This window comes from Roseburia sp. OM04-10BH (assembly GCF_003462605.1).
Classification (GTDB): domain Bacteria; phylum Bacillota; class Clostridia; order Lachnospirales; family Lachnospiraceae; genus Roseburia_C; species Roseburia_C amylophila.
In genome coordinates this window covers 131,155-143,895 of the sequence record NZ_QTZI01000003.1, presented here as the reverse complement: position 1 = coordinate 143,895, position 12,741 = coordinate 131,155, and the positions used below count along the sequence as shown (strand labels likewise).

The following is a 12,741-nucleotide window of genomic DNA, read 5'->3' as shown; positions in this document are numbered from 1 at the left end:
TTTACTATGTCTAATCGTTCGAAAAAATCTTCTGTTCCAGAAGCACAAAGTGCATTAAACCGTTTCAAATTCGAAGTTGCAAGTGAGTTAGGTGTACCACTGTCTGAGGGATATAATGGGGATTTAACTTCCCGTCAGAATGGTTCCGTAGGCGGTTATATGGTAAAGAAAATGATTGAGGCGCAGGAAAAGCAGATGGCTGAACGTTAACGCATCTTTTTCATTGCACGCTTAGATGTCAGAAGAGGCTGTCCACCGGAATCGGTGAACAGCCCCTTTCTCAGGTTCCCCCTTTTCTTTCTATATCATTTTTCTATCATGACACATGCAGTAACACTTATTACAATACGAATTTTCCGACAACCTCTTTTAATTCTCCGGCAATCTTTTCCTGCTGGGAAGACATTTCAGACACTTCTCCAACAACTGCAGATACTGAATTTACAGACTTCATAATCTGTCCACTATTATCCACTGTATTCTGGGAAGATTCCGCCACACTGGACACTGCCTGGCTGACCTCGTGAATGATTGTCTCAATATTTGTTGCCATCTGGGCAATATCATTGGAAAATTTTTCAATTGCCTGGGCATCATCTCCATACTGCTGTGCTACATTGACGAAAGTATCGTAGTCCGGTGCGACCGTATCTGTCACGAAGTTTAACATAGACTGTGACTGTTCCACAATTCCGCTAAAGGCATGTTCTACTTCGCCAATTGTTTCTTTAATCTTATTAACTGCAGCTGTAGTCTCACCTGCCAGATTGCCAATTTCTCCGGCAACAACTGCAAATCCCTTTCCCTGTTCTCCTGCCCGGGCGGCCTCAATGGAAGCATTTAAGGACAGTAAGTTAATCTGATCTGCGATTTCGGAAATCACTTCTGCCAATGCGCCAATGGATTTTACAACATCTGCATTCTTAATACTCTCCTCCAGACCAGCTCTGTTCTGCGCTGCAAGCTTATTGGCAAGTTCATAAGCATTGCGGCTGGTATCTTCAATTCCATTTGCACGCTTCTTAATTTCTCCTGCCAGCTCCAGACTCTTTTCTGTCTCAGAAGCCAGCATATTAACAGAGGAATTCACTTCCTCTACCGCAGCATTTACTTCTTCCGTCGCTGCACTGGAGGAAGTCATATCGGAATTAACCTGATTCATCAGTGACTCTATCATCTCATAATCCTTCTTTAATTCCTCTACCGAACGCTTCAGTTCAATGCTGGAATCACTCAGAAGTTTTGCATGACCACTGATTTTTGAAATCATGTCCTTATTATTTCCATACATTTCATTTAAAGACTGTCCCATTGCTCCCAGTTCATCACTGCGTCTGTTCTCAAGCGACTGTACTTTAAAGTTACCCTCTGCCAGCTGTACAGCAAAGTTCTTAACTCTATTAATCTGTCTGGAAACTGATTTTACCTGTGATAAAATCACAAGTATCATAATAATAAGAATCACTGCCGCAATGATTGCCAGCTTAATCCCAAGGCTGATAACCGGTGCATTCAGTTCTGAATTTTCAATCGCAATTCCAAGCTTCCAGTCCAGATCCGGAATTGTCTCATAATATACCGTATATCCGGTAATCCCTTCTGTAAAGCAGGCTTTTCCACTATCAGAATCTAACATTTTTGTTCCTACTTTAGCAAGAGAACTATTTTTAGAATCCGTTATTTTCTCATTCATGATTTTACCGGAATCCTGTGTATAAAGATAGGTTCCATCCGATGAAATCAGAAATGCTTTTCCTGTTTTTCCTACTGACATCTGGCTGACCAGATTCTGAATCTCATCCAGCGTAATATCAACAGTTACGCATCCCATATAAGTTCCATCTGCATTATACATCGGTGCAGAACAGTTTACCATATCACAGTCTAAAACCTCATCATGATATGCCTTTGTAAACTTTGGTTCTGTTTCACCATCCGAAACAATCTTGTAGAAATCCCTGCTTACATAATCATAAGAGGACTGGCTCCTGTCATAAGTCAGAATCGGCGTATCTCCATCCTTATATACATAAGGTCCTACAAAACGCTGTTTGGAGTCATACTTATTCGGTGCAAAATAAATTCCGGCACCATAAATAAAATCCTCCTCATAAATCATGGTATTTAAGAAATTAACATATGCCAGCAGTTCCTCATTTTCATAAGTAATCCCAACAATTCCAGCCATATGTTTTGCAAGGCTTGCCGCAGACTGCATCTGTGACTCTACCTCTGTCTTCTCGTTTTCCAGACTCAGCGTCATTTCCTTCCCAATCTCATCGTCAATAATCTGCTTACTGGAAAATACACTGACTGCCCCTAATACAGCCATACCAAGAATCAGTACCGGGAGCATTGCACTTAACATTTTCGTGCTAATTTTCTTCCCTTTTTTCTTCTTAGCCATAAAAATATATCCCCCGCCTTCACTAAATTGTAATTTTGTACTTATTGTATCAACATTTAGGCAATTTAGCAATAAAAACGAGGGATTTTGCGTTAATTTTCGTAAACTTTTCACAAATTATTCCTTAATTTTTCGAAACTTTCTAAATATTTGTGCTGTATTCTGTCATTTTGTACGCATTTTTCAGTGTTGTTTCAAGTCTCATGTCTTTTTCGCAATCGTTTAAGTTACACTTTTCGACATATTCTTTTGCTTCTTCGGATGCAATAGAAAGCATATCGGCATCCGAAAAAACATCTGCAATTTTAAATTCCATCAAACCACTCTGACGTACCCCGAAGAAATCTCCTGGTCCACGCATTTTCAAATCTTCACTGGCAATATAGAATCCATCATTAGAGCCCGCCAGAATATTCAATCTCTCTTTGGCATTCTTTCCATTGGAAGAATTCATAAGAATACAATAGGATTGTGCATTTCCTCTTCCGACACGTCCCCGCAGCTGATGGAGCTGTGCCAGCCCGAAACGCTGTGCATCCTCAATCATCATAACGGTGGCATTCGGCACATTTACACCTACTTCCACTACCGTTGTAGAAACCAGAACCTGGATTTCACCAGTGACAAAGGCTTCCATTACTTTATTCTTCTCTGCCGGGCGCATTTTTCCATGAAGTAATCCTACGCTGATTCTGTCTCCATAATATTGTTCTAATTTCTTTACATATGAAGTAACATCCTGCAATTCCAATTCCTCATTGGCTTCTACCAGAGGACAGATGATATATGCCTGATGTCCTTTTTGAACTTCATCTAAAATAAAATTCCAGGATTTCTCCCGCATTTTCGGTCCAACGACACAATTTTTGACCGGAAGACGTTCTGCCGGAAGCTCATCTACTACCGAGATGTCCAGATCTCCGTAAAGAATTATTGCAAGGGTCCGCGGAATCGGAGTCGCACTCATAACCAGTACATGTGGCAGCCGGCTGCTCTTATCTGCCAGCGTCTCCCTCTGTCTTACCCCGAAACGATGCTGTTCATCCGTTACTACCAGCGCCAGCTTCTGATAAAGTGCCTTTTCCTGTATCAATGCATGGGTTCCAATTATCATGGCATTCTGTTCTGTTTCCATTCTCGCATATGCTTCACGTTTTTCCTTTGCGGTCAACGAACCGGTAAGAAGAATAACAGGAAAGTCCAGTTCAAACATGGCAATCCATTTCTGAAAAGTGTCATAATGTTGTCTTGCCAGAACTTCAGTTGGTGCCATAATAGCAGTCTGATAACCTTCATGAGCAAATTTTGCCATAATAAGGAATGCAAGAATGGTCTTACCGGAGCCTACATCCCCCTGTATCAACCGCTGCATGGCATAAGGACTGTATATATCTTTTTCCAGATCTTCCAGTGTTTTCTTCTGGGCATTTGTCAGTGGAAACGGAAGCTGTTCTGCCACCACTTCAATAAATTCATCCCTTACTACCGGAAATCCATTTGGCGTCTGCTCATGATGTTCCTTAAACCGCTGTATCTGTAGCAGAAATAAGAAAAATTCGTCAAAAGCAAGACGTTTTCTTGCTCCGGTCAGTTCTTCTAAATCTGTTGGAAAATGCACTTTTTCCAATGCCTCTCTCAATCCCATAAACTGATGGCGGGCTAAGATTTCTTCCGGAATATATTCACCATCTTCTTTTACACTGTCAAGGGCTGTACGTACAAGCTTACCAAACTGCTTGCTGGATATGCCCTTAGTCAGCGGATATACCGGCTGAAGTGATATCTGCATTTTCCTGTATTCATCCGGCTTCCACACTGCCGGCTGTTCCATGACATATTTCTTATTTTTTAAGGTCAGCTTTCCATATAATATTACTTCCGGTTCCCGGTTCAGCTGATTACAGATATAGGGCATCCGAAACCAGACCGCCTCTACTTTCCCTGTTCCATCGCTAAACTGTGCAGTAGATATCTGCATGGCTCTGGTACTTCTTGTTACCGGAGAAGAACACAGCCGTACATGAAAAGCATAGACTTTCTCCGGCTCTGCCACACTGATATGCTCCGGCTCCGGCATCTGCTTATAATCCCTTGGAAAAGCAAGGAGTATATCCCCAACGGTATATACTCCAAGTTTTTGCAATACTTTTTCAGTTTTTGGTCCAACTCCATTCAATTCCTGAATGGGTGCATTTCTGTCCATAAACACTCCTGTTACTCTACTGATATTACATAATAGTAAATTGGCTGTCCGCCAAAGTGAATCTCCACTTCTACCTCCGGATACTTCTCTTCTAAAGCAGCACCTAATGCATTGGCATCTTCTTCTGTTACTTCTTCACCATAATAGATACAGATAATCGCAGATTCTTCATCTATCATCTCAGCAACCATATCTTCTGTAGTGCTCTTGATATCCTTACCAACAGCAAGGATGCTCTTGTCGCCAATTCCCATATAATCGCCCTGTTTAATCTCTTTGTCATCGATTACGGTATCACGGACTGCATAAGTTACCTGACCGGTCTTTACATTTTCTAATTCCTCGGTCATACGCTCTGCATTTTCCTCTGCCGACTGATCCGGAATAAAGTTAATCAGTGCTGTAATTCCCTGTGGAATTGTCTTGGTTGGAATAACAATAATCTTCTTATCTTCTACTAAAGATGCTGCCTGATTTGCAGCCAGTACAATATTCTTATTATTCGGAAGAATAAAGATGTTATCTGCATTCACATGGTCGATGGCATTTAACATATCCTCGGTACTTGGGTTCATGGTCTGACCACCTTCGATGATATAATCCACGCCAAGTCCGTTGAAGATTTCATTGACACCGGCACCAATGGATACGGAAATGAAGCCCATTTCTTTTCTTGGTTCCTCTGCCTTTTCTTCTTTGGTTTCTTCCTCTTTCTGCTCTTTTGCGAGTTTCTCAGCATCCTTGATTAATTTTTCCTGATGCTCTTCACGCATATTATCAATCTTGATTTTGCTTAATGAACCATGTTTCAATGCTTCCTGGATGGCAAGACCAGGGTCATTGGTATGTACATGGGTTTTCACAATCTCATCATCTGCCACAACAACGATAGAATCACCAATGGACTCTAAGAAGTTTTTATATTCATGCTCCTGCTTCTCTGTTAATGGCTGATTTAATACAATGATAAATTCGGTACAATAACCAAACTTAATATCAGCTTCTGTCTCAGCAGTAATCTTCATAACACCTGCAGATGCTGCAGAACCTTCAATGCTGTAATCAATTTCTTTGCCAATCAGGGAATCATAACCGCCCTTTAATACCTGAACCAGTCCCTGTCCGCCGGAATCTACTACGCCAGCCTGTTTTAATACAGGAAGCATATCCGGTGTCTTGCTTAACACATGGTCTGCTTCTTTAATAACTTCATCTACAAAGAATACAATATCATCGGTATCATCACAAAGTTCTAATGCTTTGTTGGCTGCCCCCTTAGCAACAGTAAGAATCGTTCCTTCCTTTGGTTTCATAACTGCCTTATATGCAGTCTCAACAGCCTTCTGCATAGCTTCTGTCAGAATCACTACATCAAGCTCATCATATTCTGCAATCACCTTGGTAAATCCACGGAATAACTGGGAAAGGATAACTCCTGAGTTTCCTCTTGCTCCTCTTAATGAACCCGAGGAAATTGCCTTTGCAAGTTCCTTCATGGTCGGATTTTCAAGCTCGCTTACTGCCTTTGCTGCTGACATAATTGTCATAGACATATTGGTTCCTGTATCTCCATCCGGTACAGGGAAAACATTCAGTTCGTTAATCCACTCTTTCTTTGCTTCAAGATTCTTTGCTCCGGCCAAAAACATTTTAGCAAATACCGCAGCGTTTATTGTACTTACTTCCACTTCAACAGTTCCTCCTTAATCAATCACTCTGACGCCTTCAACTAAAATGTTGACTTTCTTAATCTGCATTCCGGTAAACTCTTCCACTTTATATTTTACCGTATGAATCAGATTGTCTGCTACTGTCTCAATACTTACGCCATAGGCAACAATTACATGGAAATCAATTGTAATTTTATTATTTTCATCCACATCCACATTTATACCATGTGTCAGATAATCTCTCTTTAATAATTTAACCAGGCCATCTTTCATATTAACTGCAGCCATTCCCACAATGCCAAAGCACTCAACTGCAACAGAACCGGCATAGGTTGCAATTACTTCATTATCAATTACGACTTTACCTAATTCGTTTTCCATTTTACCTGTCATTCTATAACCTCCAATTAAAATTAATCTTCTCGCATTTCCGCCAGTATATACATAACATGAACTATATTATAACCTCTTTTTCTGAAAAAAGAAACAGTATTTTTCTTTATTTTCAAAAAATGCAATTTTTTTCTTGCATTCTGTCTGTATTTCTGTTAAGATAGCTTTGTTGTGAGCTTGTGTCATAACAGGCTTAGTGAAGAATTTAAAGGAGGTGCTATCATGGCAAAATGTGCAGTTTGTGGAAAAGGCGCTCATTTCGGTAACAATGTGAGCCATTCTCATAGAAGATCTAATAGAATGTGGAAATCAAACATCAAATCTGTAAAATGTAAAGTAAACGGAACTCCAAAAAGAATGTACGTATGTACTTCCTGTTTAAGATCCGGATCCGTTGAAAGAGCTTAATTAGCATTTTCTATCTGGACTGTCCTTTTGGACAGTCCTTTTTTTACTTTACAGGAAATTGCTTTCCTGTAAAGTAAAAACGCTCCGCGAGGATGCACACTGCGGCGTATAAGGTAGTTGTCGCAAGCGACCGCCGCAGGCGCAAGAATGTGCCAAGGCACATTCTTTGTTCCTTTACAAGAAATTGCTTTCCTATTACTTACAGCAGAAAAGATTATACCCTATCAACAGCAATATCAATATAATAATAATCCCAATCACGTCACTTGGAATAATAAACATAAAAAACATGCCAAATCCCACCATGAAAAAGGAATACCCCATCAAGCGTTTCATGTTTTTTCTCCAATCAAAAAGACATATACCATTATAGTATATGCCCTTCTTTTTCACTTAGCACGCTGTACGTTCTTCTGTTACTATTCTATACTGTTCTTATTCTTCATCCTTATTTACTGCATCAGATAAAATTTCATTCATCTCAGACTCTGCTGCTTTCTTGGATTCTTCATCTAACTTTGCAGTTGCTGCCTCATCCTTCTTTCCCCTGGATGCAAACTTATTTACGAAATCTGGTACCATATCAAGAATTTTGGTCACACCATCCTGATTCTTAATATTTACAAGCTTGGTGGTGCCATTCTGAATGACAAGAACCGCACTCGGTGTAATCTTTCCACCCATTCCTCCTGCTCCGTTGTTCTTCTTCTCCTGTGAAAATGCACCTGCGCCTACACCAAAGGATACATCCACTAATGGAAGAATGATGGTATCTCCGATATGAATCGCATCTCCTACCACTGTCTTGGTTGTAATGAAGCTGTCCATTCCTTTGAATAAAGATTCTACCGTATTGCGAAATGTGTTATTACTGTCTGCCATAATAATTCCTCCTGATTCTACTTCATATTGATTCTGTTAAAATTGCTTTATAAAGTGTTTCACATCCGGATTTCTCCAGATTTGAATTGCAGCCTTTAATAAATGAATCACCTGTATCCGTCCCCTTATATCCCAGCTGCCTTCGATATAAAAACGTTCTGCCTCAAAATCCGGCATAATAGATACCTTATCATAATATAAAAATGGTAATACGCTGAGCACTGCTAAAACCTGTCCTGTGGCTGCCGGATCTTCCATACCATAAGCAACATCTGCCTTCATATGCTTTGGTCCGTATTTTTTTAACAGCCCTATTACATCACCCAGGACAAACCGGACGGCACTTCTATTCTGCTCATCCTGTATCCACTGATTCACTTTTTTTATTTTACTGCCGATATTTTTTAATTTCTGCGGAATTGCTTTTATCTTTTCTACTATCGAGCGTATTGTCTTGCTGATTTTACCAAATGCGAAAACAAACTTTTTCTTATATGTCTTCTTATGGTGTTTCTGTTCATACTGTTTTTCCGTCTGTTCTTCTTGCACTTCAGCCGGTGGATTCTGTTCTTCCAGCCCCGTTACATCTATCTTTTTTTCAATCGCCGGTGCTGTTTGTTCTTCCGGCTTCTGACGTTTCTGCACTAAGTCTTTTTCCGGTTCCTTATGGGATTTTTCCCCGGATTTCTTTTTCTGCTTTTTCTTTACTTTCTTTTTCTCTAATTTCTTTTTGGATTTTTCATCCGATGGATACTTCCATGCTTTTATGCCAAAAATCTTTAAAACTGCAAGCCGCTTTCCCTGCTCCATTAGAAAGGAAAAACGCAAAGCCATAAGACACCATGCTCCATGCACTTTTAACGTAGTCTGTCCCTGCCTTGTCTCTCCACGAATCCGGTAAGATACCGGAGCAAACAGCAAAAGCATGATAAGTAAAACCAGTAAACCTAATATGCATAATAATATTATGCCCAGGATTTTCAAAATAGATAACAGCACTGTCATCCTCATGTCTCCATTTCAGTATTTTTACGAGTCTGCTGTTTCAGTACAAATTTACGCACTTCAAATGTTCCTGTTTTATGATAAATATCATTCACAATTGCTGCTGACATCTCTAATGCTGCGTCATATCCTTTTTCCAGACCGATAATAAAAAGTTCTTTCTTCGGATATGCCTTTTGTAATAAATCTGTTGCCGGTATAATATCCAGAAGATTCTCTTCATTTGACGGAAGGGTCAGAAGATAAAGCGACGGCTGTGGCACATTCCGCTCCACTCTGCTTTTTACCTTTGCTTCCTGATTTTTCAGCCTTTCTCCCAGATATAAATTAGAATACCAATGCATGCTACACCTCATATCTGATTTAAAAAAGCAGTCAGATGGCTGCTCTAATAATATTTGTGGGTTCCCCACAGATTACACTTTTTCAAATCCAGATATTCATTATAAGCTTTTTCCAAAATCTGCTTCTCATTGGCAAATTTTAAAAGATGATAGGCTTCATGATATTTATAATATCCGGAATCTACAAAGAACTCTTCACGTTGTGGCTTACTGTAATAACTGTCTGCCATCATCAGATACCAATGTACCTGTTTCTCCACCGTATCTTCTGGCACAGTAAAGCTATACTGGCTCTTCCCGACATATTTGATTATGGATGCATCTACGCCCGTTTCCTCCAATACCTCTCTTGCTGCGGTATCTTTGAATTCTTCCCCGGGTTCTACTGTTCCCTTTGGAAGCACCCAGCCTTCGTACTTATTCTTATAATTCTTATAAAGGACAAGCACCTTACCCCGAAATATTACCACACCACCACAACTTGTTGCTTCAATCATTGCAATACCTCCTGATGTGGTCACTACCTTTTGTTTAACAAACAGTATACCCCTTTTTTCAGAAGGATGCAACAATCCATTTCAGAAGTCCAGGATGTTTCCTGACGCAACATGTCATCCTATCTGTTTTCATTTATCTGTAATAAGCATCAAAAACCTGTTTTGCTGCCGGAACTGCAACGGTACTGCCTGCACCTGCACCTTCTGCAATTACAACAACTGCAATATCTTCCTTATCCTCCCGGTGTGCATATCCAACAAACCAGGAATGGCTTTCTCCCTTATTGTTATTAAACTCTGCGGAGCCAGTCTTGCCGTATGCAGTATAACTCTGCCCATTTAACTTGGATGCAGTACCATCTGCAACTACACCTGCCATAAATTCCTGCATGGTCTTTGCTTCTTTTTCCGAAAGAAGCTGCTTGCTTGCAGCCGGCTCATATTTCTTTACTTCTATACCATTTTCATTTTCCGTATGGTCTACCACATAAGGTTTCATTAGAATACCATCGTTGGCAATTGCACTGGTAATCAATAACATATGGAGTGGTGTTACCAGCGTCTCTCCCTGTCCGATTGCCGTCTGCATTTTCATACTTTCCGGGGATTCATCTGTTAATTTAAACTGACTTTTACTTGTTTCAAAGTTTCCCGGCAGTGTCTTATCAAACATCAGATCTGAACAAAGGTCCGAAAGAGAATCTGTGTCCAAAGATAATCCGATATTGGCATAAGATGAATTACAGGAATTTGCAAAGGACTGCTTCAAATCCTGCGTTCCATGCACGGCATTATTATAACAGTGTATTGTAAAATCATTCTCTGTAATACTTCCGTTACAGCTATAGCTGTAATTCTCATAATCCGGATTTTCGCGGATATATTCTAAAGTTGTAATTATTTTAAAAGTAGAGCCAGGCGGATATAATCCCTGGGTTGCCCGGTTTAAAAGAACCGAGTTATTATTATCTTCTGAAATAATGGAATCCCAGTCTGCCGCAATAGTATTCGGGTCAAAATCCGGTTTGGACACCATGGCAAGCACTTTTCCGGTGGAAGGCTCCATCACAACAACTGCACCATCATAATTACCCAATGCCTGATATGCAGTTTCCTGCAAAGCGGAATCCAACGTGGTAACCACATTGTCTCCCATGCTTTTTTCATCTTTAATCTCATTAAACATACGTTCTAATACAAAAGAATGGGAACGTAAAAGATTAAAGTTCATATTGGATTCAATACCGGACTTTCCATTGGTGGAAAACCCGACCACATGCGCATACATATTACCATAAGGATATTTCCGGGTTTCATTACCGGCAGCATCCACTACGGTCTCGGCCAAAACTTTGCCATCTGCTGACATAATCTTTCCTCTGACCACACGGTCTGCAAAAGTATCCTGCCTGCTATTATATGGACTATTGATAAAATCTTCGCTTTTTACCGTCTGAAAATATACCATATATCCCATCAGGCAGATAAAGATAGCAAGGAAAAGATAGGTAATCACTGCAAATTCTTTATTCTTACTAACTGAGGTCCCTGACTTCTGTTTCGAATCCCGATTTTGCTTTCTTTTCTGCTGATTTATATTCTCCTTTTTCATTATGTGACACTCCTTCGTCTTCCCGCAAAATATATAATCCCTGAATAATGCCAAATATAATCAATGTACTTAACATGGAGCTTCCTCCATAGCTGACTAACGGAAGGGTTACTCCGGTGGATGGAATAAATTTTGTTACTCCGCCAATGGTTAAGAATACCTGAAATCCGTAAATCGTTCCAAGTCCAAGTGCCACCAGCTTATAAAAGGAATCCTTTAACTGCATGGCAATATTTAAAAACATCAGGAAACAGCTTACACAGACCAAAATAAGACACAGGGCAAACATTCCACCCAGTTCTTCTGAAATTGCTGCGAAAATAAAATCCTGTTCTACTACCGGTATTTTATTTGGCATGCCCTGATATAACCCCAGACCGAAGAAGCCTCCGGTCCCGATTGCAAAAAGTGACTGGCAGATCTGATAGCCCTCTTTGTCAATTACTTTTAGAGGTGTTTTCCATGCCACCACACGGACTCTGACATGGTTAAATAATTTATAGGCAATTACTGCCGCTACACTTCCCGCCAGCAGTCCACCGGCAAAATAGAGTGGTTTTCTCGTTGCCACATAAAGCATTGCCATATAAGCCACAAAGAAAATCAATGCGCCACCTAAATCCCTGGATAATACCAGAATCAATACATGCAGTGCTGCAATCAAAGTGGTAATTACCACCTGACGGAATTCCGTTGATTTATGATACATGGCAGCCACAAAAAACACAAAAAGAATCTTAATAAATTCAGACGGCTGTACCGTAATTCCTGCTATGGTAAAGGAAATCTTTGCTCCATAGCTGGTGCTTCCTGCGATACATACAATACCAAGTCCCACAATACCGATTGCCGCATAAATCCAGGTAAGATTCCGGAAAAATCCCATCCTCCGTATCATCACCGGAATCACAAGGGAAATCACACAGGATACCGCTGCAATCGCAAACTGCTTGATAGCATGTCCAAAATTCAGGCGGGTCAGAATAATAAACCCGATAATCATAAGCATACACATATTATTAACCAAAAGTCTTGAAGCCGTCGGATAACATAATTTGTACACATTCCGTACCACAACAAGAAGAATTATCTGCGCCAGATAAAAAATAAAAGTATATGCATCCTCTGTCACCGCAAATATAACTAAATATGCCGTAAAATGAATCGCATACAAAATTCTTGCCTGCCGCCTGAATTTCTTTTCCTGTTTTCGTTCTGATATATTCCGGAATACCGCAAAACATTCATATGTATACACGGAAAACAGAATAATCAGTGCATATTTTGATAATTCCACAATCAAATGAACCATAAATACCT

General features: G+C 40.1%; 12 protein-coding genes. 2 read left to right on the top strand and 10 right to left on the bottom strand.

The window, feature by feature from the left end; translation table 11 throughout:
• Positions 1-6: 6 nt before the first annotated feature.
• The gene (locus DXB43_RS04565; protein WP_022243767.1) at positions 7-210 is read left to right on the top strand and encodes an alpha/beta-type small acid-soluble spore protein; all 204 of its coding nucleotides are present in this window, start codon (positions 7-9) and stop codon (positions 208-210) included.
• A 130-nt stretch (positions 211-340) separates the two neighbouring features.
• On the opposite strand, the gene DXB43_RS04560 is transcribed toward DXB43_RS04565, so the two are convergent.
• The 4 genes from DXB43_RS04560 to DXB43_RS04545 all read right to left on the bottom strand — a co-directional run bounded on the left by DXB43_RS04560 (position 341) and on the right by DXB43_RS04545 (position 6,673).
• The gene (locus DXB43_RS04560; RefSeq protein WP_117946928.1) at positions 341-2,407 is read right to left on the bottom strand and encodes a methyl-accepting chemotaxis protein; all 2,067 of its coding nucleotides are present in this window, start codon (positions 2,405-2,407) and stop codon (positions 341-343) included.
• Positions 2,408-2,549: 142 nt separating this feature from the next.
• Positions 2,550-4,610, bottom strand: coding sequence for an ATP-dependent DNA helicase RecG (recG, locus tag DXB43_RS04555; protein WP_117946927.1), 2,061 nt, complete (start codon positions 4,608-4,610; stop codon positions 2,550-2,552).
• An 11-nt stretch (positions 4,611-4,621) separates the two neighbouring features.
• Entirely contained in the window at positions 4,622-6,298 is a 1,677-nt protein-coding gene (locus DXB43_RS04550) for a DAK2 domain-containing protein (protein WP_117698402.1), read from the bottom strand.
• Positions 6,299-6,313: 15 nt separating this feature from the next.
• A complete protein-coding gene (locus DXB43_RS04545) occupies positions 6,314-6,673 on the bottom strand; it encodes an Asp23/Gls24 family envelope stress response protein (RefSeq protein ID WP_022243764.1) in 360 nt (119 codons plus the stop codon).
• Between the two features lie 222 nt (positions 6,674-6,895).
• Between DXB43_RS04545 and rpmB the strand changes: the two genes are divergently transcribed.
• Positions 6,896-7,081 carry a 50S ribosomal protein L28 gene (rpmB, locus tag DXB43_RS04540; RefSeq protein WP_117698403.1) on the top strand — a complete coding sequence of 62 codons (186 nt, stop codon included), beginning with the start codon at positions 6,896-6,898 and terminating at the stop codon, positions 7,079-7,081.
• A gap of 435 nt (positions 7,082-7,516) precedes the next feature.
• Here the strand turns inward: rpmB and DXB43_RS04535 are convergent, their stop codons facing one another.
• The 6 genes from DXB43_RS04535 to DXB43_RS04510 form a co-directional block, all read right to left on the bottom strand.
• On the bottom strand, positions 7,517-7,963 hold the full coding sequence (locus tag DXB43_RS04535) for a GerW family sporulation protein (protein ID WP_117698404.1): 447 nt from the start codon (positions 7,961-7,963) through the stop codon (positions 7,517-7,519).
• Positions 7,964-7,999: 36 nt separating this feature from the next.
• Positions 8,000-8,968: a DUF2953 domain-containing protein gene (locus DXB43_RS04530; RefSeq protein WP_117946926.1), complete on the bottom strand. Its 969-nt coding sequence runs from the start codon at positions 8,966-8,968 to the stop codon at positions 8,000-8,002.
• A gap of 2 nt (positions 8,969-8,970) precedes the next feature.
• Positions 8,971-9,312 carry a hypothetical protein gene (locus tag DXB43_RS04525; RefSeq protein ID WP_022243761.1) on the bottom strand — a complete coding sequence of 114 codons (342 nt, stop codon included), beginning with the start codon at positions 9,310-9,312 and terminating at the stop codon, positions 8,971-8,973.
• 44 nt (positions 9,313-9,356) lie between these two features.
• Positions 9,357-9,809, bottom strand: a complete 453-nt coding sequence (locus DXB43_RS04520; protein WP_022243760.1) for an NUDIX hydrolase — start codon at positions 9,807-9,809, stop codon at positions 9,357-9,359.
• A gap of 133 nt (positions 9,810-9,942) precedes the next feature.
• Complete coding sequence (locus DXB43_RS04515; protein ID WP_117946925.1) at positions 9,943-11,421, bottom strand: peptidoglycan D,D-transpeptidase FtsI family protein; 1,479 nt, start codon at positions 11,419-11,421, stop codon at positions 9,943-9,945.
• Complete coding sequence (locus tag DXB43_RS04510) at positions 11,345-12,733, bottom strand: FtsW/RodA/SpoVE family cell cycle protein (RefSeq protein WP_117946924.1); 1,389 nt, start codon at positions 12,731-12,733, stop codon at positions 11,345-11,347. The genes DXB43_RS04515 and DXB43_RS04510 overlap by 77 nt, the downstream gene beginning before the upstream one ends.
• Between the last annotated feature and the right edge of the window lie 8 nt (positions 12,734-12,741).